We start from the raw sequence: 20,537 nt of genomic DNA on the forward strand, positions 1-20,537 counted from the left end.
TTTTCCCTAATGTAAAGATTAGCACCATAACTGCTATACTACGACTAGGGAAATACCTATATTTTGAACTAAATGAGGTGCTAATATCCATGAATCGTTATGATCGTCAAGAAAGGGTACATCAAATTGGTAGTATTGGTCAGCAAAAAATTAGCCATGCAACTATTATGATTGTCGGTGTAGGGGCATTGGGAAGTTATACAGCCGAGCAACTTGTCCGTGCTGGAGTTAAAAGACTTATCTTGATTGATCCTGACACTGTTGACGTAACTAATCTTCAACGTCAATCGCTTTTCACCGAAGAAGATGCTAGCCAACAACGGCTTAAGGTAGAAGCAGCTAAAGAACATTTACATAAAATTAATTCAGTATGTCAAATTACTGCGATCCCAGCGCCGATTACTGCTGACCTTATTGACGAATATCAGTTTACCCTTTGTTTAGACTGTCTTGATAATTATCAAGCACGGGATCTATTAAACAAATTAGCAATCATCAAAAACTTTGATTATCTGTTTGCCAGCTGTGCAGGAACCTATGGGAACGTAATGGCGATTTCGCCACAAAATCATCCCTGCTTGAACTGTCTTTTTCCTAATATTAATGAATTAAAACAAAACGATTGTGATTTAATTGGGGTTAATACTGCTTTAATCCCGATTGTGGCGGGACTACAGGTATCTTTAGCGCTTCATTATCTGGTTGACAAAACACAAGTTAATTTTAATGAATTGATCGCGGTTGACAATTGGTCAATGCAATTTAGTAAGTTTGCTATTAATAAAAATTACCATTGTCCCGCCTGTGCTAAGCCAAGCAGTATTTCTTTAGAAGAAGAATCAGCACCAGAATTACATATGTTATGTGGGGAAAATGCATATTATACGATCAAAGAGAAACCTATTAATTTTGGCAGACTTAAAGAATTTTTGGCTAAAAAAGAGCTCTTAATTAACGCAAATCGATTGTTTCTTCATTTTAAATGGGAAAATCGTCCAGTAAGTATATTCAAGAATGGTAAGATTGTTATGTATGACTTACCTACTTCGGCGATTGCCCAGAAACAGTTTAAGTCGTTAAATATTTTGATGAAAGAAGACCTATTATGAAAAAAATCGCAATTTTAACGGTTAGCGATAGCCGAACATTAGATAGCGATACTTCTGGAAAATTAATTGCTATGAAGATGGCTAACGCGGGCTTATCAGTAGTTGATCGGGTAATCGTTAATGATGATATTGTAAATATTCAAACTGCCTACCTTCAACTAGAACAACAAGCTCTTGATATCATCATTACTAATGGTGGAACAGGAATTGCTCAGCGTGATGTTACTATTCCGGCTATCCGTCCACTCCTCAAACGTCTAATTCCGGGTTTTGGGGAAGCGTTTCGCCAGATATCTTTTGATGAAATTGGTACTCGTGCGCTTGCATCACAAGCCCTAGCCGGATTTAATTTCCGCAATCAGCTTACCTATTGTTTACCTGGTTCCCACAATGCCTGTCAAACGGCTCTAAACAAACTAATTTTGCCAGAATATGAACATTTATTATTTGAAAGCAGTTCTCAACGAAAGGAAGTTCATCACCATGCTCACTAGAAGAATTCCAATCTCTGTTGCCGAGGCACAGAAAAAGATTAACGAAATTCCCCTTAAAACAGCTACAGAGACAATCCCGTTATCAGAAGCTGACCACCGTGTTTTAGCTAAAGATGTTCATGCCAATTATGATTATCCTCATTTTCGACGGGCTGGAATGGATGGTTATGCCATTTTAGCCAGCGATGATCATGACTTCCCTCGCGAATTTAACGTCCGAGGAGAGATTCAAGCTGGAGCAACTTGGGATCAACCATTACAATCAGGGGATGCGGTCCGAATTATGACTGGTGCATATGTCCCTTTTGATGTAGGAAAAGTAATTCGAATTGAAAAAACGCGGCCCGCTAAAGATGAAAATAAGGTTCAAATTATTACGACTGAAAGCAAGACTAACATTACGGAAGCTGGTACTGATGTAAAAAGTGGTGATATCGTTTTAGCAAAAGACCAGGAAATAAATCCCGGTGGCCTAGCAGTTTTAACGGCTTTTGGTGTTCAAGAAGTAACAGTTTATAAAAAACCAAGGATTGCAATTATCGCCACTGGAACTGAATTATTAGGACCTAATGCCACGATTGAACCGGGAAAGATCTTTAATAGTAATGGCATTATGTTAAAAAATCTGGTAGAAGAAACTGGTGGGATTGTTGATTTTGAAACCCAATTACCAGATGATGCTGATCTTATCAAGCAGACTCTTGAAGAACAAATAGCAACTCATGAAATTGTAATTACTGATGGTGGCGTTTCTGTCGGTGATTTTGATTTCATTGGAGATGAAGCACGTAAAGCTGATGAACTGCTGTTTAATAAGATTAAGCAACGACCAGGAAGCGTTACGACTGCCTTTGTTCAAAATAATACGTTAGTAATGGCTCTTTCTGGAAATCCAGGCGCTTGTTTTACTGGCTTTTATCTCTACATGGAATCGCTGATTCGACGCTATCAACACCAAGCAAGCCGAATTAAGCGAGTACGGGCAATATTAGCGGCCCCATATAATAAAACTAACGGCTTTGATCGGTATCTTCGTTGTACTTATGAATTCAAAGATAATCAATTTTATGTTTATCCAAATGGAATCAACAGATCTGGCTCATTAGCTAACCTCCAGACGACAACCTGTTTAGCACTGATTCCGCATAGTACTACTCCAATGAAGGTCGGAACGGAGACAGACGCATGGCTATTACCCTTCAAATAATCGGTCATAAAAAAAGCGGCAAGACTCTTATCACTACGACTTTAATCGAAAGGCTCTCAAAAGAAGGGTATCGAGTAGCTGCTCTTAAACATGATGCCCATAATGCCGCAATGGATGTGCCAACTACTGACAGTGCTAGAATGAGTAGTGCTGGAGCTAAACAGGTTATTTTACAATCTGCGACTGAATTTTTCTTTCATCAAAAAAGTAATGTTCCATCTTTAACGGAAATGGTTGAATTATTAAGTACCGATAATGATTTTGTCTTGATTGAAGGTCATAAGGAAGCCACTCAATATCCGCAAATTTTATTATTAAAGCCTGGCGAAGATCCTACCAATGTTGCTCATACTCCCCCTCTTAAAATAGGTAGTATCTTTAATGGAACAACCGCTGACTTATTAGGAAAAGATGCAATTGTAAATTGGTGCTATGACTACTTAAAACAAGTAAAGGGGGATGCAGGATGATTGGATTAGTATATGCTGGTGGTAAATCTACCCGTTTTGGGAAAGATAAAGCTACTTATCATGTTCCAGGATTACCAGCTACCAATATAGAGCTAGCAGTCGAGAAATTAACACCCTTTTGTCAGCAAATCGTTGTTTGTGCTAATGAAATAAATCGAGCGCATATATTAAAGTTGGTTGGTCAAGAACCGGCTGTGCAGATTATCTGTGATATTTCCCCTTATGATCATCATGGTCCCCTTTCAGCAATTATTGCTTGTACTAGTCAATTTTCCGTTGTTCAAGACTATTTAACTTTGGCTGTTGATTATCCATATATCACAAAAGATGTACTTGCCATTCTTGCTCGTACATCCAACTCTTATATTGTAACAAGTCAGCATAGTCATTATTCATTAGCTCATTTTTCAGTTAGCAATGAACAGGTTACTACATGGGTTGATAATAATAGTGACTGGCGATTACGTAGTTTCATCACTAATAAATGCGGGTGTCATCCCCTTGCATATCGCTCAAGTGCCGAATTTTCAAATTTAAACTATCGTGAGGTCGATTTAAATGAAAAGTAAAGATTCAATGACAAATCCTGATTTTCAAAAGCTCATTTCCCTTGTTTTAAATGACTTAACAATTAGACGAACAATGCTAGAAAATCGGGAACAAGAAGTAAGCCAACAAATGAGTTCGCTGGAAAAAGATGCGGAGTTAGAACAACTGGACGACCAAATTCAACAGATTCAAGCTGATTTTGATCATTACCGCGAATTTCAGGATCCGAAATTTGATTTTAGTGCAACTAAGTATTTTCAGGGACCATCGATGGGATTACCACGACATCCTTAAAACTCAGACGGCAGGGCTAAAGAAGCAGAGCTTTTCTTAGCCCTGCCTTTTAAGTGGGCCAGCGTTGCTTCTAACTCGAGAAAGCGTTATTATATAAAATAGGAATATTATAAAGACAATTAATTGGGGAGGAAGCAGATCGTGCTTGAAACTGCTAATTGGATACAAAAATATTTTAATCAATCACCAGATGCAATCTTCTTATTTAAAAATGATGATCTTTTAGTTAGTAATGAGCCGGCTCAGCGGTTAGTAACTATGCTTAATTTAGATGTTAATTACCTACTGCAAATTGGTAAAAACGCTTGGTCACAACTAGAAAATGATGATTGTGCTTCATGCTTGATTAAAAAGCGGTTAACGGGAGCTACCGTTCCGATAACGTTTCACTCCAACGCTACTCATCCTTTTCATTTTTCAATGGTTTATCGTCCTCTTGACGATAAAGAAAGTGTCTTTGCCCTGACTCTTGAAAATCGTGAGCAACAGCAACGCCTTTCGCAGATTGAAGAGCACCGAATTCTCAATCAATACGTAAATGAAGCACACGAAAAGGAACGGCAAAAAATCTCACAAGATCTTCACGATAGTGTTGCACAGGGAATCTACGCCGCAATAATGGGCATTCAAAGATTAGCAACGGTGCAAAAGCAAAGAAATACTGAGCAATTTCAATCAATGAGTGCTGCAATCGAAAAGCAATTACAAACGACCCTTAAAGAGATTAAAGGGCTCGTACTTGATATTCGCCCCTCAGTTCTTGACAATTTTGGCTTAATTCCGGCAATCAAAGCTTTGGCGAAACGTCTTCAAAATAGTACAGGAATCACAATTGATGTTATAGCCCTTACCTCTGCTGAAAAATTACAAAAAAACATTCAAAACGTTCTTTACCGCATTACACAAGAGGCAATTAATAACGCAATTAAACATGCTCATTCAACAGAAATAAGTATTATTGTTACGGATCACAATAGTTACCTTCAGTTAGAGATTCTTGATAATGGAATTGGATTTGATATTGATCAGCATAGTGGATTTAATGGGCATTCACTTGGATTAATGAATATGAATGAACGCGTTAAGGCATATAACGGAGCCTTTACAATTACATCAAAAATTAATAAGGGAACGACAGTCAAGGTAAAGTTTCCCTATAATAATGCTTTAAATAAGGATATGGTGAGAACAAATGTATAACGTTTTAGTTGCAGACGACCACGCAATTGTTCGCTCAGGAATTTCATACTTAGTCGATCTTCAACCGAATTTTACGGTGGTTGATGGGACAGCGAGTGGAACTGATACATATATTCGAGTTGAACAAGGCGGAATTGATATCTTAATTATGGATTTAAGTATGCCCCCTGGCGAAAATGGCCTAATTACTACTCGTCGAATCCATGATAAGTTTCCCAAAGTTAAAATTATCATTCTCTCGATGCATGAAGAACAGGAATATATCAACAAGGCAATGGCAAATGGCGCAATGTCTTATATTTTGAAAAGTTCACCAGATAGCGAAATTGTTAATGCCCTAAAACATGTTATAAATGGCGAGAAATATCTTGATGCAAATATCATTGTTAGTAAGACAGATATTAGAGAAATAAATGCATCTGGTAATACCTTAAAATTAAAGGGCTATAATAGTCTTTCAAAAAGGGAGAAAGAAGTCTTTCCACTTATTGCTTTAGGGTATTCAAATAAAGAGATCTCACAAAAGATGTTTATTTCAACAAAGACAGTGGAAGCCCATAAAGCAAATATTTCACGCAAACTTCACTTACATGGACGGGTTGAACTAGTACAATATGCTATTCATCACCATTTAATTGACCTTTAACTAGGCGGGGATTCTTAATTAGGAAGAATCCCCGATTTTATTTACGTCGATGTTTTTCTACAATAAAGAAAATACGATTAAAGGAGTGGATTCCTAATGGCGACAAACCTCAGTCGAGATGATGAATTACGAGGAATTCTTAGTGATATTGCTCGCAAACGTTTTACTAATAGTCGACAAGTTAATCCGATTTCTAACTTATTTTTAACAACTAAATACGCAGTTGAAAAACAATATATTTCTGGAGCAGTTATCGACGCATCATTTAGTTCAACATTAGCAGAGATAAATTTAAAAGATGCTGCTTTAACTGATCGCGGCCGTAATAAGCTTGCACAACTTCTTGCTCAATCAACAAAGGAGAATTAATTAAGATGGATATTCAAGATAAGCTAAAACGAGATTACGAAAATAAATCGATCTATACTGCAGGCTTTTACGCAGATCCAGATAATGAACTTGCAAATCGTAGAAAATTATTTGATGCCTTAAAATCATTAGTCGAGAATCAAGAAACAACCACCCCGTTTGCCTTACAAATCATGCTTACAAATGGTGAAATTAATGTAATGCCCCTCGGCCTTGTTGATCTTGATGAACTTAAAAATTATGAAAATGAGCAACGATCTAAGCATGGTTTAGATGAACATAACGATGATATTCCTCTTCTAATTCAATATGCCCCTCATGTAGAGAAAAAAGAAGTGGTTAAAAAAAGAATAGGCACCGTTCAAGATCTTTTCACAAACTTTAATGAACAAATTGAAAAAATATGGCAAACTGTTAAGGAATTTATGCAAGATAATTTTGCTTTACTAACGATTATCGAAAAGGATTTGATTGCAGATAATCAGAATGTGATGCAAGAGTATCAGATCACTTTTTCTAAGATGACTGAGGCGGAACGAAAAGAAAAGCTGGGATTTAGTGTTCCAGAAAATGAAATTAATCAATTCTGCCACTATATGGCTGATATGCATGAAGTTCAAGCAATCGTATTATCTGCGGGAGCCTTTGCTAACCATGAGCTTCTTGGTAAAAATTCCTTTACTGAAATGATAAGCGATAATATTCGACGGAGCACCCTCTTTTGGGTTCTTGATAATACCTTCTACGAAATTTATTACTATTTCTACATGAGCAATGACAACGAGAAGCTACATAAGCGACTTAAACATCAACGAGAAGCTCTTATCGTTAATATGCGTAATGATGCTTTTCACCGTGCACAAGAATTTACTGAGAAGCAAGTAAAAAATGTTGATTTTAATGAGTATTTCAGTGATATCTTCATCCCCGTTGCTGAACAAATAATTGCTGAAGTAAATAAATTTAAGGACTGATACTGTGAATTTAACGCCAGATGAACGGTTGGTAGATGCATTAACAACCGTTATTTATCAATATCCACCAATGGTTCGCGAAATGATTAACTTGAGTACTGGTGAAGAAGAACGGCGGCTAAGGTTGTCGCTTTTTGAGGCTTTTAGTTATTTCAACGAAAAAGATCTCACAATTGATCAAATTACAGCTGCTCAACTACCAGAACTATTGGCATTAGCAACTCATTTGAATCCTCCTTCTTTTCAGCCAAATAACCTAACTCCTGGGGAATTCGCTAGTCAAAAAGCTTATTCATATGTTGCGAGCTACTTAATGAATCGCTTTGTCCGTTCACTAAGTACTGTAGGTAATCCTCCACAAATAATTGAGGAGTTGACAACTGACGCTGGAGATGTGATGCTTGCACAGATTCGACGGCTACAGTTTAACTATAATCAGCAATTTAAGGTAGCTGACTATTTAGCAGATGTTAAAGCACGATGGGGATTACTTGGAACAATGACTGCAAAACAAAGTGCCGTCCTTAGCGGAGCAAAAAGGGAAATTGTTTCACTTGCAGGACAGATTGGTCAAGCCTTTGGTACTGCTAGTTATATTACACATGAGTTTCAACAACTCAGTAATGATCCCGACTCATTTGTAAAGATGATAACGAGTGGTCAGTATCCCCTGGCACTTTTATTCGCGCGCCAACAGAATCCACAATGGTTTAGTGATTTCTTCGCTTCAGATCATCGTCCTTCACAAGCGATGTTTAAGCAAGCCCATCAATTAGCACTTGAACGAATTGATGATGTCAAGCAACTAATTGATGATATCTTCTCCCAGCTAATCCTTGATATTAAAGTGTTGCCAGCTGGCCAAACTCAGGATGAATTGTTTCGATTAGTTGAAAAATTAAAAAAAGAATAATTTAAAACTAAAAATGGAGATTAGGGAAAAATTACCCTCATCTCCATTTTTTCAATGTATTATTTAACGATGTGAACATCACCATGAATGTAATGTTTCCATAGAGCAAACCAGCAAATTACACCGGTTAACGCTAAGAGTGCAATTCCAAGCTCATAACTGCCTGTCCATTGGTAAATATAACCAATAATTAGTGGTGGAAAGAAACCTCCTAAGCCACCAACTGCTCCAACGAAACCAGTAACCGCTCCCGTATTACCTTGGGATACATATGGAACCATTTTGAAGACAACCCCGTTACCAATCCCTGCAGAAAGACCAACCAAAACAATCCCTGCGATAAACATGAATTGATTGTGAAAACTAAGCATAATCCAAATAGCAAAAATAACGATTGCTACAAAGACCCATTGTAATAATGCCATCGGTCGTTTCCTATCGGCAAGGTAACCACCAAATGGCCGAACTAACGTACATACAAAGGCAAATAAGGCTGAATAAAGACCTGCTGTAACAGGAGTATAATGGAACATCCCAGTTAAGAATGTCGGCGTTAAATTTGTAAAGGCAACGAATAAACCGAATGTAAGGAAATAGAACAGTGATAGATACCATGTTCCACTGTCCGCGGCAACAGACAATGCGCCTTTAATCGTTTTACTTTTATCAACTGGCATTTCTTTACAAAAAACTGCGAAAAGAACACCAAAGATCACTGTAAGAATAATCAAAAAGTAGTAAACACTATCAAATCCCGCTGCCTTGGAAATATAAGGTAAAGTCATGGCAGCCACAGCATTCCCCATATTCCCCATTGAAACGATTCCCAGGGCTAGTCCTTGCTGTTCTGGCGGAAACCAAACTGAAGCATAAGAAACCCCAACGGCGAATGATGTTCCTGACATCCCAACAAGCAATGCGGCAAAGAGCAACATTCCAAATGAATGAACATGCGGAATCATAATTAGTGGAATCAAAATAAAGGCCATTAAGATCAAATAAACCTTTTTCCCGCCGTAACGATCACTTAAGATCCCTACTGGAATTCGCATAATTGATCCCAAAAGGACTGGTGTCGCTAATAACAACGTTCGCTGCGATACATCCAAATTGAACATCTCAGCAATTTGGGATGCAAGTGGCGCAAAGTTAGACCACGACATAAAACAAACAATCATTGCAAGCGTGGAGAGGATCAATGCAGTATAAGCATTTCGCCTACTCCCATGAGCAACATCTTTAACACTTGACATAATCAAGTCCTCCTCCTATGTAATTCTAACTATCTTCTAGAGTAATCTAGCCACCACTAACCGGCGGAATGATTGCGATTTCATCATCGGCCTCTAAGGTAATTATATCTGCGTTAACAAATTCTTGATTAATTGCTATCCGCGAATTTGCTAAAGTTGACGTCAGTTGTGGTGCCCGCTGGCTAATTTGCTTAAGAAGGTCATCTACTCGAATAGGATTAGCAACATCAAGAGTAATAGATGGTCCTAACTGATCTTGTAAAAACGCAAATAATTTAACGTTAATTTCCATTAGTTTCCCCACCTTACCTTATCTGTATCATATTCCTTTTTCCAGATTGGTACTTCATGCTTAAGTGTATCAATCACATGTTGGCACCATTTGAATGCTTCTGCACGATGTGGAGCCGCCACACCTACAAATACCGCGATATCAGTAAGCGTCAATTCGCCAGTCCGGTGAGCGACAACAACGCGTCCTCCTTGTTCTTCAATCGGTGCTGCAATTTTTTCTAATTGTTTTTCCGCCATGGGATGATAAGCTGAATACTCAATCTTAGTAGTCTCGATCTCGCCAGTCCATTGACGAACAGTGCCGACAAACATATCAATTCCTCCGTATTCTGGAGCAACGAGCTGTTTATACATCTCACTTACATCGATGGGCTCATCGCTTATTCGTAAATAATGCAACAATAATCACCCGCCTTTATCATGCTTATTATTACACACGATAATGGCCCTTTAGAATTAGTCAAATCCCTAATAATAGGATTTTAAGAGACTTGTTATACTAGCACCTGAATGAAAGGACGATTAATCAATGAATACTTTAATTCTCTACGATACACTCTACGGTCATAACTTCGAATTAGGAAACTTTATTCACCAAACTATCCTTCCGTCTGCCATTTTTCTTTCTTTTAAGGAGGCCTTACAAGTAAAATTTGATAGTATTGACTTGCTTATCCTTTGTCCCTGTACTTATGGCGAAGGACAACTCACAGCCTCTGAAGAAAAGTTCTATAATTATCTTTGTCAGTTTTCTGTCCCGAGGCTGGTTTATTATATTGCAGGTGTAGGAGATAAAAATTTTGGTCCAGCAAAATTTGCTAACGCAGTAAATATTTTTAATTACCAATTGCGTCAACATGGTGCTTCACCATTAGCGTCTTCATTAAAAATCGACTATGAAGACCTGCCAACCGCTCAGCAAACAGTTACTGATGAAATCACTAATTTCTTAAGAAAAGGAAGAGATTCTAATTACTAAGCATCATTATCATCTAACACTTTTTACTGCAATTTTGTTGGTTATTGTTACAATCGTTCTCGCTCTTTCTTGTGGGCGGATCTATTATTCACCAATCATAATCTTTCAAACGCTACTTCATCCCCAAAGCAATCCAGCCGCATCAAACATTATTTTTAGCCTTCGTCTTCCTAGAATCATCGGTGCGCTGTTAATTGGTGCTGGTCTAGCAATGGCTGGTTGTTCTTTCCAGAGTGTTTTTCATAATCCTTTGGTCTCGCCTGATATTTTAGGAGTGTCGTATGGTTCGGCCGCCGGGGCTGCTAGTGCAATTCTCTTAGGCTATGGCATTGGACTTACTCAGCTTTTTGCTTTTGTTGGTGGAATTATTGCGGTCAGTTTAACTTTATTGATTGCCCAAATCCTTCATCAGCGCGGAACCTTAATTCTAGTATTAGCCGGAATTGTGATTTCTGGTTTTATGCAGGCATTAGTTGGATTACTAAAGTACATTGCTGATCCGGATTCACAATTACAAAGTATTGTCTACTGGCAACTAGGCAGTTTAGCAAAAGTTGATTTTTCAAATATTATCGCTGTCCTTCCCTTTTTGCTTGTAGGTACAATAATTCTATTTGTCCTTCGCTGGCATATGACAATTCTTTCACTTGGCAACCAACAAGCGCGTCTAGAAGGAATTAATGTGGATATGGAACAACTACTGATAATTACCGCCAGCACGTTTTTAACCGCTGCAACAGTTTATCTTAGCGGAAATATTGGTTGGATTGGACTTGTAATTCCGCATATTGCTCGACTTTTAGTTGGGGATAATACAAAAGAAACACTTCCCCTTGCAGCAGTTATTGGTGCGCTATTTTTGTTAATTGTCGATACAATGGCTCGATCCCTATCGGCAGGGGAAATCCCGTTAAGTATCCTAACTGGCTTCATCGGCGCACCCTTATTTGTTTATATTCTAATTAAGAAGAAGGTGCAATTAAATTGAAAGTCCTCGAAGTTAATAACCTTAGTTTTGCCTATTCAAAAACACATCCGGTCTTTCACAACGTTAACTTTAGTCTCGAAGCTGGAGAGGTATTTACTATCCTTGGCCCTAACGGTGTCGGAAAATCAACTCTTCTCCACTGTTTAGTCGGACTTTTGACACCAAATGAAGGAACCGTAATAGTTAACGGAAAAGAGCTTGGAAATTTGAAGCACAAAACGCTTGCACAACAAGTTGCCTATGTTCCTCAGGATTATCATACTAATTCCAATCTCACAGTACTTGATTATTTATTAACTGGTCGTGCACCTTACCTTTCTTTTCTCCAAACTCCGCATCAGAAAGACGTTCAACTTGCTGAAACCTATTTACAACGTTTTCATCTTTCACCTTTTCGTGATCACCCCTTTATCTCATTAAGCGGTGGTCAACAGCAACTAATTACGATTATTCGAGCCCTACTTCAAGAACCGCGCTTGTTAATTCTCGATGAACCTATGGCTGCCCTTGATTTAAGTCGACAGTACGAAATATTAAAACTAATTCAAGACTTAGCCCAGCAAAAAATCACCATTATTCTTACTACTCACCTTCCAGACCATGCTTTAATGCTACCGACTACAATCGGTCTTCTTGATTCAAAAGGTTCCATGATTACTGGATCATGTGAAGAGTTAATGTCAACTAAACAGCTAGAAAGGATCTATCATGTTCCACTAACTCTTACTTATCTACCTGATCTTCAACGATATACTTGTCAAATTAAGCTCTAATTAAAAACATCCCCTTGCTTTGGATAATTAATATCCAGTTTAGGGGATGTTTTTTATGCTAATTTTCACCAGCTAAAATTTGCTTTGCTTGTTTAACTGTTAAATTGTAGTGGTAGTATTTTTGATAAAATTTTTGAACTTCAGAGACCATGTTAATATTCTTCATTTCTTGGGGATGAAGAGTCTTAGCTGCCCATAAGACTTGAAGTGCTTCTTCTGCACTATAACGATCCCATGGGAAGGTCCCTTGAGGATTTCCGTATACTTTGTTTTCGCGTACAGCCTTCAATTGACTTAGCTGACTGTTAGCACGTAACGCTTTTCGCGCTTGGGCAGTAGATGTACTACCAACGATAATTACATCTGGATTCGCTTTAATCAATTCTTCAGGCGTAACTGAAATTTGATTTCCCTTTTTAGAAATAGCATTCTTTCCACCTGCTAGTTTAATCCATTCGTTAACAATTGTTTTTTGTCCGTCAACCTTGGTAAGATCTGTTGCATTAACAATATGAAGAACCGTTGGCGTTGATTTTCGGCTCTTCAAATGCTGCTTAACAAGATTAATGTTGTTTGTTAATTCTTTATTGTATTGCCGAGCAATCTTTGGAGAATTTCCCCCTAAAATTTCTGCAGTTAATGTAACCGACTTCTTTAACCCAGCAAAATCAGTATACATTGCGTTAACTGTTGGTAATTTTGCTTGACGGGATTCCTTTATTTGAGCTTGATCGGAAGCAATTACAACGTCCGGTTTTATTTTTACTAATTCTTCAACTTGAATTTGATTGCCTGCTAATGGCGCAGCAACTTTAGCAATTTTTGGATCTACCATTGTGAACCAATGTTGTTTCTTAACAAGAGGAGTAGTGGCAACTAGCTTATTTTGTCCTCCTAATAACAGCACAACCTGATTATTAGCATGCCATAAGTCAGCAACGCGGTTAACTTTCTTTGGGATCTTTATTTTCTCCCCTGTCATATCCGTTATGGTTCTTGTTGAACTAGCCATCGCCGAACTGCTAATAATACTACTAAACAGTAAAAAGATTGCTAAAAGCTTCAATAATTTTTTCATTATAGTCTCCTCTATTTTATTTATATTTAATTATAGGCGAGTTAAGTACAAATAAAATAAGGGCTTTTATCTAATTCCCTAATATTTTCTTACTCTTTTTCGTATTAAAATCAAAGAAATGGAGGAATATTTTATGAAGCGAAATCTTAAATCAGCAGTATATAAACACCTAAACTTTGCTAATGATTTTCAAAATTTCTTTGATTTTCCGGATTTTCGTGAAATGAGACCAATCATCCGTGAAGCAGTTCAGCAGCTTGCTAAAGATAGCTTTTCGCAACCAGTCTTGCCTGTTAAAATTGAGCATCAGGCCCTTGCAATTGAGCAACAATTGGAACGGGAAACTAGAAAATATCAGCAACAAGACGGTTTCTACCCTAATCAGCAGTCTGAACTCCATAATTTAATCCGGCTCTATACAAACCTCTTACAAATGATTAGTAAACGTGAAATAATTGATCAAGAGATTGAAGATGTTATTTATGCTGTCAACCAAACTCGTGAAAGTCTCCGTAAACTAAAAAAGCTTGAAGGTTCCGGAGATTTATATGAGGATAGTCAAGATAAGGAACTTGTGCCAGGAACCTTTTATGATATTGTAACGCGACAGCTAATCCGACCTTACTTGTTAAATCCACAGGGAAAGATGATTCCGAAAAACGTTAATTACGAGGGACGCCAATTAGTAATTCAAATGATTACTTATTGCTATCGTGACTGGGATTCTTATCTTACCCACCAATACGATGAGCAATACAACATTAAAAATGAACGTGGCCTGACAAGCAGGGAGTATTACGATAAATTAGAGGAAAACGAACTGAAATATGCTGACCATGCCTATGCTGAAGTGATTGCAGATACGTTTAACGAATTTAAGAAAATTCTTGTCCCAAAATATCTTGCCGCTCTTGATATTATGTCAACTAACATTGAGAAAATTCTCATCCAATATCCTCGTCTCCGCCTGCAGTTCAATCAGGTAATCGCAAACAATTTCAAGCTTGATGCCCATGGGAAAATGCACGTGATGGACGCCCCACTCCAAGATATAAGAAATAAGTATAACTACTACCGTGAAAACTTTAGTTAGGAGATTTTAGATGATATGAAACCCAAAGTTACACCGGAAATGAAATTAGGGATGAGAGAGTTTGAAAATACCATATTTATGCTCAAAGCAATCCCTTGTGAAGAAAATATCAACCGTTTTGCGCTTCAAGGTAACCTCAACCCAGAACGATTAGATAACATTGCCTGGTTCTTACCGGCATATCTTTCAGCCGATTTCAACCTCTTCTTTATTTTTGCTCCAAACGTCAATAATCGTTGGGCAATTAGTTGCTCACAAGTTCATATTGAGAATGATAACCAAATTACAGCAATGAGCGAAACTGTTCCAACTGGTCTTGGTTTGAATGCAGTAAACGAATTAAGTCCTGGTTCCGCAATTGAATTGGTAGCTTATCTAAAAACACTCGAAGTAAATGGATTAGGTTATTTTGACGAAGAAGTTGGTAAAGAAGAAAATGTACGTTTTCAATAAACAATATATGATCAATAATTATTAGAGAGCCGATTTTTTATATACTTATTATTAAAAGACACCCTTCACATTTGTGTGAGGGGTGTCATCATCTATTTGTTACTAAGCTGACAATTATGTTCACAAAGCAATATTAATCTCTAAACATATATACAACTCTCTATATTCGAACTTTTACTAAAAAACCACCCATAAATTCAAATCATATGATGATTCGAATCCCTAATAACGAGCTTTATTATAAATAATCAAATAAAACAAGTATTCACGAAGTAATTTTTGATGGAGCACCTTCAAATCCATTAAAAAACTTCCCTGCAAGTTATTTAGGAACTAGTGCTGATTTCTCCCGTTATTTTAGGGATTTTGAAGCAAAGGGCTGGATAGAACGACATCGCAGAAAAATTATTATAAAACCAGCTTTTTGGGAGGAGTTTAAGTAGGCCTTATGCATATGACATAATTTTAATAGCTATTTATATCCTAAACGTTGATATTAACTAAATTAACATGGAAATAGAATGAATTTTGAAGATTTTTATCATCCAATTGATTTTAATCTCTTCATAAGTAAAAAGATGGCGACGTTGAGAAAAAATTTTTCTCGCGTCTCCATCTTTTTTATAATTCTTCGGCTTGTTTATACAGCTTCGAGATTACTTTTGGCGGTAAATTAATATTTTCAAGGAAGTTAAGCAACTCATCACGGTTAATGCTTCCCACTTGAATTCCACTAACAATCTCACTTGACAGTTTAGGTTCTTCTAAATTAATTTCCATTTCAGACACTAATTTGGCAATATCCTTGGTCCTTAACAATTCATAATTAGACCATCCCCGGTTCCATGGACGCCGGATATTTGTAGCAATTAATGCTAAGATTTTAATCAATGGTTCATTAGCTTTGTCCTGTTTAACACTCAGGCCATGCTCCTCGTTTAAGAATGCAACAACCTTATTGATTGCATCATTTACACTTGATAATTTAAGCCCATAATCACTCATTTTCAATTGATAAAGTGATAGGAAAGCCGCGCCTTTAAGATCGTCTCCAGATAATCCATATTGGTTTGCAAGCAGCTCTTCTAATTCTTGTTGATAATTGCTGATGTTTGCAAATGGATTAAAGTTGCTATCGATTAAGACTTCTTTTTCTGGAATATAGTATATCATTCCCTGTTGATGTTTATAAAATGAAGGAAGCCTATTTTCATCTTTAATAAGAAGTGGACTAAAGATGAAAATTTCAGGAGCAATGTCAACATTCGTAAATTCTTTTTTAAAATCAATGATACAGTATTCCATGGTAATTTCGTCAAATTTATTTTGAATGTATTGATCAAATCGCTCTTTATCAATTGCGGGATTTTGCGAATGAATAATTTGGTAAGCTTGTTGGGCAGAAATAAGGCCATACAAAGCAATGAATGATTTAAGATATTCGTCCAGCATTTTATCAGTTTGTGGATCGAATACTACTGGAAGCTTCTCTGATTCACTAAATAATGAAGCGAGAAAATCCTCTATTACTTGATCATCATCTTCATCTCCGTACTCTTCCCCAAGATCGACAGGAGCTTTTTGCGTATATACGAGAATGTCATCGTATTCATTATCACTAAGGATATCTTGATCTTTCAAGTACTTCGCTAGTTTTTGCAAAGAAGCCTTGATATTCGTGCGTTCTGTTTTGCCTACTCCGTGAAATTCTAGTTCATCGACACTAGTCTGAATATCAAGATTAAAAATAGTGCTTAAACGATAAGCAACCCATTCATTAAGATAAAATTGCAAGTTATCTCGATAGCGACGAATAGTTTTAGTACTATAATTATGTTTAGCATCAGCCAGGAAAAGGTCTAAAAGTCGATTATTTGCATCTTGAATTTGTTGGATTGCATTATCAACCCCATCGGCAGTAAGTTTTTCTCCATCTACCTGACTTAATCTTCTTAACTTATTAGTAATTTCTTTTAAGTACAGTTCTTCTAAATTTACGTGTTTAATGCTAAACGGTTGAGCCATTTCGATTATCCTAACCGTCTCGTCTTCACTAACATAAATCCTACCCTTTTGTTGTACCTTTTTAACCAATGATTTTGCTAAGTCTACTTCATTGACTAAGTTTTTGGCTTGTGGCTTTATGACATCTTGATAAAAATTAGTTATAGTTTTTATTTGTAAAGGGTGAATCGTTTTACCGATTTGCCAATCCCCACCTGTGGCTAAGTAATCTGCCAATGAGTCGGTAGGCAACCCTAATTCTTGCCAAATTATTGCTAGTTGTTTCTCAAAGCGTTCTTTAATCGTCTGTTTATTTTTAGCATCTACATCAAATAAGACAATTGCCATCGTAGTAGCATCATTTAAGAAAATCAAGTTCTTTTTACGTTTAGCAGTATAGTAAGTAGCATGCCATGAAAAAAGCGGATTAGCTAAGACCATTGCCATATGCTCTTTGCTTGTTGCTTTTTGATAAGTATTAAATAGCTTCTGCGCTTTCTTTTCGACGTTAATAAACACTTAGTTCCCCCCATCTCTTTCCGTAATCATTACATTTCCATCTTCTGGATTTCCATAGACTTCATAAGCACCATTCAATTTAATTTCCCGATAGTCTTGACCAGCATAGTTTCCCCTAATTGTATACTTTCCATCTGGTAAGATGCCAACAGGTTGGAAGAGCTCTGGTATCGGCTTTTTATCTGTGACGATAATCTCAAATTCGCCGTCTACTCCCCCGTTGCTAAATGTCAATTTTTGACTAGTATCATCATTAATAATGACAACTTCAGCTTTATCAGTAGTCTGACGTATTTCTTCTTCCATTCTAAATTCTCCTACCTTTTTTATTTATTACATTTTACAATTATCATTCCCATTTTGCCAATTATCTTTATTGATATTCATAAAGAATAATTTGCGGTATACTATTAATAGATAATTTATTGCATTAGGGGTGCCCATAGTGCTGGGCTGAGATATGCAGTGATGCATGGACTCTAGAACCTGTAAGTTAACGCTTGCGTAGGAAAATGCACCGGACTTTAATACTCAAAGTAGGTGTATCTCCTACCTTGAGTATTTTTTATTTAAGGAGCTAATTTTATGGTACAACGTCAAATTAACTGGTCACTGATCGATCGAGTTCGTACTAAAAACCCGATTGTCCTTAATCTCGCCAATTTAGTAACAATTGATAAAGTTGCCGATGCCGTTAGTGCTGTCGGAGCGTCGCCGATCATGTCTGTTGAGCCCACTGAAGCAGATGAAATGGTGACGCTGGCCGATGCCCTTTCTATCAATCTTGGAACAATCAATGAGCATCAGGCGACACAAATTAGGACGGTTTTGCGAGCTGCCACGCCACTCAAACCCCTCGTTTTAGATCCGGTAGCGGTAAGTGCGATTCCATCTCGCTTAGAGTTTGCCCACTCATTGCTAAATGATTTTCATTTTGATGTTATTCGTGGTAACGCCAGTGAAATTGCTGCTTTAGTAGAAGCTGACAATACTAGTCATGGAATCGACGCTGGTAAAGTTCCTAATCAGGTTCAAATTGCCAAAACGTGTGCTCGACGTTACCATTCAATTGTAGTCTTGACTGGTGAAACTGACATAATAACTGACGGGCAAGTCATCTATGAAAATCCCTTTTCTGCCGAGATGTTAACGATGAATGTGGGTAGTGGCGACATGCTTTCTAGTATCATCGCTGCATTTCTAGGGATCACTTCTAATACTTGGGATGCTTGTATTGTTGCAACGGTTTTGGTATCTGCTGCTGGAGTATTAGCTAACCGTTATTCAGTTGGACTCGGTTCGTGGCAAGTACAGTTTTTTGACCAGCTTTCGATTATGGATACGAAAGCATTACTAGAATTCTTTGAGGAAAGTGAGGAAGATTACCTTGATTAATGATTATCCCCAGGCTTTAACAATTGCTGGAACTGATAGTGGCGGGGGGGGCCGGTATTCCAGCGGATGTAAAGACGATGCAAATGCGCGGAGTATACTCAGCAATGGTAGTCGTCGCAGTCACTGCGCAAAATACATTAGGAGTGCAAGATGCCCTGCCAATGCCTGAAAAATTAATTGATGAGCAATTTGCTTCAATCGCTGGTGATTTGAAAATTAGGGCTTGTAAAACGGGGATGTTGGCTGACCCTCTCCGTGTAAGAACGGTTGTACAAAATTTAAAGAAATATGATTTAGGACCGCTTATTGTCGATCCGGTCATGGTAGCAAAAGGGGGCGCAAAGTTACTTAGTGATGATGCAATTTCAATTGTAAGGGATGAACTTATCCCCCTCGCCTCTCTGGTTACGCCAAACATTCCAGAAGCTTGTGAGTTGACGGGAATCGCAATAAGGGATAAAAATGATATTAAAAAGGCTGCCCGCGAATTACAAAAGCGTGGAGCAAAAAATATTCTCATAAAAGGTGGCCATGCAGAATCTTCAGACAAAGCTGATGATTATATTTTATTTGAAGATGGTAATGATATGTGGTTAACTGCGCCTCGTGTTAATACTAAAAATACTCATGGGACTGGTGATACAATTTCTGCATGTATTACTGCGGAAATTGCTAAGGGTCACTCCATGGAACAGGCAATTATGATTGGGAAGACATATGTCGAAAAGACGATTAGCAAGGGTATTAATGTTGGTCATGGTCATGGGCCACTTAATCACTGGGTTAAAATTGAAGGAGACGATCTAAAATGATGTTTGATCCAAAAATGTTACAAGTATACTTAGTTGGTGGAACACAAGATGTCCATAATGACGTTGTTAAATTTCTTGAAAAAGTGGAGCTAGCAATGAAGAGTGGTATCACTGCCTTCCAATATCGAGAAAAGGGAAACTCGAAGTTACGGCCTAATGAACGAGTAGACTTAGGACTAGAACTACGGACCTTATGTACGCGCTATGGAATTCCATTGATTGTTGATGACGATTATGAATTGGCTCAGCAAATAAACGCTGATGGAGTTCACGTTGGACAAAATGATACTAAAATTGAACAAGTATCTGTCGCTGTAGGTCATCAGATGTTCATCGGCTATTCCTGTAATACACCAGAACAAGTTGAACGTGCTAATACAATGGACTTTGTTGATTATATTGGTTGTGGTCCCGTTTTCCCTACAAAATCAAAGTCTGACGCTGATACTGCTATTGGTATCAATCGTCTTGAACGTTTAAACATGATTAGTGAACGTCCTGTAGTTGCAATTGGGGGCATCGATGAAGAAAATATGAAAGTTGTTCATGACACTGGCGTTGCAGGGCTAGCTGTTATTTCCTTAGTCTTTGATAGCAAGGATCTTGCAGCAACTGTAAAGAAAATGAAGAATTTGTATAAATAAAAAATAGCAAGGTTGGAAGAAATTTCA

General features: G+C 37.5%; 24 protein-coding genes, 1 pseudogene and 1 riboswitch. Of the genes and pseudogenes, 19 read left to right on the top strand and 6 right to left on the bottom strand.

Features of this window, described 5'->3' with window-relative positions; translation table 11 throughout:
• The first annotated feature begins 89 nt into the window (after positions 1-89).
• The 11 genes from QOS06_RS07680 to QOS06_RS07730 all read left to right on the top strand — a co-directional run bounded on the left by QOS06_RS07680 (position 90) and on the right by QOS06_RS07730 (position 8,225).
• Entirely contained in the window at positions 90-1,109 is a 1,020-nt protein-coding gene (locus QOS06_RS07680; protein WP_085680905.1) for a HesA/MoeB/ThiF family protein, read from the top strand.
• Positions 1,106-1,603, top strand: a complete 498-nt coding sequence (locus tag QOS06_RS07685) for a MogA/MoaB family molybdenum cofactor biosynthesis protein (RefSeq protein ID WP_152697867.1) — start codon at positions 1,106-1,108, stop codon at positions 1,601-1,603. The genes QOS06_RS07680 and QOS06_RS07685 overlap by 4 nt, the downstream gene beginning before the upstream one ends.
• Positions 1,593-2,810, top strand: coding sequence for a molybdopterin molybdotransferase MoeA (locus QOS06_RS07690; RefSeq protein WP_273780831.1), 1,218 nt, complete (start codon positions 1,593-1,595; stop codon positions 2,808-2,810). Before QOS06_RS07685 ends, QOS06_RS07690 begins: the two co-directional genes overlap by 11 nt.
• Positions 2,789-3,280, top strand: a complete 492-nt coding sequence (mobB, locus tag QOS06_RS07695) for a molybdopterin-guanine dinucleotide biosynthesis protein B (protein ID WP_003671870.1) — start codon at positions 2,789-2,791, stop codon at positions 3,278-3,280. Before QOS06_RS07690 ends, mobB begins: the two co-directional genes overlap by 22 nt.
• Complete coding sequence (locus QOS06_RS07700) at positions 3,277-3,849, top strand: NTP transferase domain-containing protein (RefSeq protein ID WP_085680911.1); 573 nt, start codon at positions 3,277-3,279, stop codon at positions 3,847-3,849. The genes mobB and QOS06_RS07700 overlap by 4 nt, the downstream gene beginning before the upstream one ends.
• The gene (locus tag QOS06_RS07705) at positions 3,839-4,123 is read left to right on the top strand and encodes a hypothetical protein (protein WP_063164059.1); all 285 of its coding nucleotides are present in this window, start codon (positions 3,839-3,841) and stop codon (positions 4,121-4,123) included. Before QOS06_RS07700 ends, QOS06_RS07705 begins: the two co-directional genes overlap by 11 nt.
• A gap of 141 nt (positions 4,124-4,264) precedes the next feature.
• On the top strand, positions 4,265-5,323 hold the full coding sequence (locus QOS06_RS07710; protein ID WP_283595723.1) for a sensor histidine kinase: 1,059 nt from the start codon (positions 4,265-4,267) through the stop codon (positions 5,321-5,323).
• Complete coding sequence (locus QOS06_RS07715; protein ID WP_063164057.1) at positions 5,316-5,969, top strand: response regulator; 654 nt, start codon at positions 5,316-5,318, stop codon at positions 5,967-5,969. Before QOS06_RS07710 ends, QOS06_RS07715 begins: the two co-directional genes overlap by 8 nt.
• A 96-nt stretch (positions 5,970-6,065) precedes the next feature.
• Positions 6,066-6,338 carry a hypothetical protein gene (locus QOS06_RS07720; protein WP_063164056.1) on the top strand — a complete coding sequence of 91 codons (273 nt, stop codon included), beginning with the start codon at positions 6,066-6,068 and terminating at the stop codon, positions 6,336-6,338.
• A gap of 5 nt (positions 6,339-6,343) precedes the next feature.
• Positions 6,344-7,312 (top strand): hypothetical protein, encoded by a 969-nt coding sequence (locus QOS06_RS07725; RefSeq protein ID WP_085680915.1) that lies wholly within the window; start codon positions 6,344-6,346, stop codon positions 7,310-7,312.
• Positions 7,313-7,316: 4 nt separating this feature from the next.
• The gene (locus QOS06_RS07730) at positions 7,317-8,225 is read left to right on the top strand and encodes a polyprenyl synthetase (protein WP_085680917.1); all 909 of its coding nucleotides are present in this window, start codon (positions 7,317-7,319) and stop codon (positions 8,223-8,225) included.
• A 59-nt stretch (positions 8,226-8,284) separates the two neighbouring features.
• Here QOS06_RS07730 and QOS06_RS07735 read toward each other — a convergent pair whose 3' ends face one another.
• Genes QOS06_RS07735 through QOS06_RS07745 form a run of 3 tightly spaced genes read right to left on the bottom strand, consistent with a single transcriptional unit; the run spans position 8,285 to position 10,171 of the window.
• Complete coding sequence (locus QOS06_RS07735; RefSeq protein ID WP_035156404.1) at positions 8,285-9,478, bottom strand: nitrate/nitrite transporter; 1,194 nt, start codon at positions 9,476-9,478, stop codon at positions 8,285-8,287.
• Positions 9,479-9,524: 46 nt separating this feature from the next.
• Positions 9,525-9,770 (bottom strand): MoaD/ThiS family protein, encoded by a 246-nt coding sequence (locus tag QOS06_RS07740; protein WP_035156407.1) that lies wholly within the window; start codon positions 9,768-9,770, stop codon positions 9,525-9,527.
• On the bottom strand, positions 9,770-10,171 hold the full coding sequence (locus QOS06_RS07745; protein ID WP_029507461.1) for a molybdenum cofactor biosynthesis protein MoaE: 402 nt from the start codon (positions 10,169-10,171) through the stop codon (positions 9,770-9,772). Before QOS06_RS07745 ends, QOS06_RS07740 begins: the two co-directional genes overlap by 1 nt.
• Before the next feature lie 130 nt (positions 10,172-10,301).
• Between QOS06_RS07745 and QOS06_RS07750 the strand changes: the two genes are divergently transcribed.
• From QOS06_RS07750 to QOS06_RS07760, 3 genes are read left to right on the top strand one after another with little or no spacing between them, the layout of a single operon-like run.
• A complete protein-coding gene (locus QOS06_RS07750) occupies positions 10,302-10,751 on the top strand; it encodes a flavodoxin domain-containing protein (protein ID WP_283595725.1) in 450 nt (149 codons plus the stop codon).
• A gap of 34 nt (positions 10,752-10,785) precedes the next feature.
• Positions 10,786-11,739 (top strand): FecCD family ABC transporter permease, encoded by a 954-nt coding sequence (locus QOS06_RS07755; protein WP_283595727.1) that lies wholly within the window; start codon positions 10,786-10,788, stop codon positions 11,737-11,739.
• Positions 11,736-12,512 carry an ABC transporter ATP-binding protein gene (locus tag QOS06_RS07760; protein ID WP_079376064.1) on the top strand — a complete coding sequence of 259 codons (777 nt, stop codon included), beginning with the start codon at positions 11,736-11,738 and terminating at the stop codon, positions 12,510-12,512. The genes QOS06_RS07755 and QOS06_RS07760 overlap by 4 nt, the downstream gene beginning before the upstream one ends.
• A gap of 58 nt (positions 12,513-12,570) precedes the next feature.
• Here the strand turns inward: QOS06_RS07760 and QOS06_RS07765 are convergent, their stop codons facing one another.
• Positions 12,571-13,590: an ABC transporter substrate-binding protein gene (locus QOS06_RS07765; RefSeq protein ID WP_078009888.1), complete on the bottom strand. Its 1,020-nt coding sequence runs from the start codon at positions 13,588-13,590 to the stop codon at positions 12,571-12,573.
• A gap of 133 nt (positions 13,591-13,723) precedes the next feature.
• Between QOS06_RS07765 and QOS06_RS07770 the strand changes: the two genes are divergently transcribed.
• Together QOS06_RS07770 and QOS06_RS07775 are read left to right on the top strand one after the other, a co-directional pair.
• Positions 13,724-14,683 (top strand): hypothetical protein, encoded by a 960-nt coding sequence (locus QOS06_RS07770; RefSeq protein ID WP_003673985.1) that lies wholly within the window; start codon positions 13,724-13,726, stop codon positions 14,681-14,683.
• A gap of 15 nt (positions 14,684-14,698) precedes the next feature.
• A complete protein-coding gene (locus tag QOS06_RS07775) occupies positions 14,699-15,136 on the top strand; it encodes a hypothetical protein (RefSeq protein WP_003673983.1) in 438 nt (145 codons plus the stop codon).
• A 621-nt stretch (positions 15,137-15,757) separates the two neighbouring features.
• Here the strand turns inward: QOS06_RS07775 and QOS06_RS07780 are convergent.
• Positions 15,758-17,659 (bottom strand): DUF6933 domain-containing protein, encoded by a 1,902-nt coding sequence (locus tag QOS06_RS07780; RefSeq protein ID WP_283595729.1) that lies wholly within the window; start codon positions 17,657-17,659, stop codon positions 15,758-15,760.
• Positions 17,660-17,965: a hypothetical protein gene (locus tag QOS06_RS07785; protein ID WP_283595731.1), complete on the bottom strand. Its 306-nt coding sequence runs from the start codon at positions 17,963-17,965 to the stop codon at positions 17,660-17,662.
• A gap of 116 nt (positions 17,966-18,081) precedes the next feature.
• Positions 18,082-18,187, top strand: a riboswitch (TPP riboswitch).
• A gap of 57 nt (positions 18,188-18,244) precedes the next feature.
• On the opposite strand from QOS06_RS07785, the gene thiM reads away from it, so the two are divergent.
• The 3 genes and pseudogenes from thiM to thiE all read left to right on the top strand — a co-directional run bounded on the left by thiM (position 18,245) and on the right by thiE (position 20,510).
• A complete protein-coding gene (gene thiM / locus QOS06_RS07790) occupies positions 18,245-19,054 on the top strand; it encodes a hydroxyethylthiazole kinase (RefSeq protein ID WP_087214858.1) in 810 nt (269 codons plus the stop codon).
• Positions 19,047-19,866 (top strand): annotated as a pseudogene (gene thiD, locus QOS06_RS07795) (bifunctional hydroxymethylpyrimidine kinase/phosphomethylpyrimidine kinase). Before thiM ends, thiD begins: the two are co-directional and overlap by 8 nt.
• Positions 19,863-20,510: a thiamine phosphate synthase gene (gene thiE, locus QOS06_RS07800; RefSeq protein WP_078010045.1), complete on the top strand. Its 648-nt coding sequence runs from the start codon at positions 19,863-19,865 to the stop codon at positions 20,508-20,510. Before thiD ends, thiE begins: the two are co-directional and overlap by 4 nt.
• Positions 20,511-20,537: the final 27 nt, after the last annotated feature.

It is taken from the genome of Limosilactobacillus sp. DJ3M12, from assembly GCF_947381695.1.
Lineage (GTDB): Bacteria > Bacillota > Bacilli > Lactobacillales > Lactobacillaceae > Limosilactobacillus > Limosilactobacillus kinnaridis.

What these genes read in the sequence shown, in the direction of transcription:
- QOS06_RS07680 (WP_085680905.1), top strand. Translation starts at nt 90, where the DNA reads ATGAATCGTTATGATCGTCAAGAAAGGGTACATCAAATTGGTAGTATT.
- QOS06_RS07685 (WP_152697867.1), top strand. Translation starts at nt 1,106, where the DNA reads ATGAAAAAAATCGCAATTTTAACGGTTAGCGATAGCCGAACATTAGAT.
- QOS06_RS07690 (WP_273780831.1), top strand. Translation starts at nt 1,593, where the DNA reads ATGCTCACTAGAAGAATTCCAATCTCTGTTGCCGAGGCACAGAAAAAG.
- mobB (WP_003671870.1), top strand. Translation starts at nt 2,789, where the DNA reads ATGGCTATTACCCTTCAAATAATCGGTCATAAAAAAAGCGGCAAGACT.
- QOS06_RS07700 (WP_085680911.1), top strand. Translation starts at nt 3,277, where the DNA reads ATGATTGGATTAGTATATGCTGGTGGTAAATCTACCCGTTTTGGGAAA.
- QOS06_RS07705 (WP_063164059.1), top strand. Translation starts at nt 3,839, where the DNA reads ATGAAAAGTAAAGATTCAATGACAAATCCTGATTTTCAAAAGCTCATT.
- QOS06_RS07715 (WP_063164057.1), top strand. Translation starts at nt 5,316, where the DNA reads ATGTATAACGTTTTAGTTGCAGACGACCACGCAATTGTTCGCTCAGGA.
- QOS06_RS07720 (WP_063164056.1), top strand. Translation starts at nt 6,066, where the DNA reads ATGGCGACAAACCTCAGTCGAGATGATGAATTACGAGGAATTCTTAGT.
- QOS06_RS07725 (WP_085680915.1), top strand. Translation starts at nt 6,344, where the DNA reads ATGGATATTCAAGATAAGCTAAAACGAGATTACGAAAATAAATCGATC.
- QOS06_RS07735 (WP_035156404.1), bottom strand. Translation starts at nt 9,478, where the DNA reads ATGTCAAGTGTTAAAGATGTTGCTCATGGGAGTAGGCGAAATGCTTAT.
- QOS06_RS07740 (WP_035156407.1), bottom strand. Translation starts at nt 9,770, where the DNA reads ATGGAAATTAACGTTAAATTATTTGCGTTTTTACAAGATCAGTTAGGA.
- QOS06_RS07750 (WP_283595725.1), top strand. Translation starts at nt 10,302, where the DNA reads ATGAATACTTTAATTCTCTACGATACACTCTACGGTCATAACTTCGAA.
- QOS06_RS07765 (WP_078009888.1), bottom strand. Translation starts at nt 13,590, where the DNA reads ATGAAAAAATTATTGAAGCTTTTAGCAATCTTTTTACTGTTTAGTAGT.
- QOS06_RS07770 (WP_003673985.1), top strand. Translation starts at nt 13,724, where the DNA reads ATGAAGCGAAATCTTAAATCAGCAGTATATAAACACCTAAACTTTGCT.
- QOS06_RS07775 (WP_003673983.1), top strand. Translation starts at nt 14,699, where the DNA reads ATGAAACCCAAAGTTACACCGGAAATGAAATTAGGGATGAGAGAGTTT.
- QOS06_RS07785 (WP_283595731.1), bottom strand. Translation starts at nt 17,965, where the DNA reads ATGGAAGAAGAAATACGTCAGACTACTGATAAAGCTGAAGTTGTCATT.
- thiM (WP_087214858.1), top strand. Translation starts at nt 18,245, where the DNA reads ATGGTACAACGTCAAATTAACTGGTCACTGATCGATCGAGTTCGTACT.
- thiE (WP_078010045.1), top strand. Translation starts at nt 19,863, where the DNA reads ATGATGTTTGATCCAAAAATGTTACAAGTATACTTAGTTGGTGGAACA.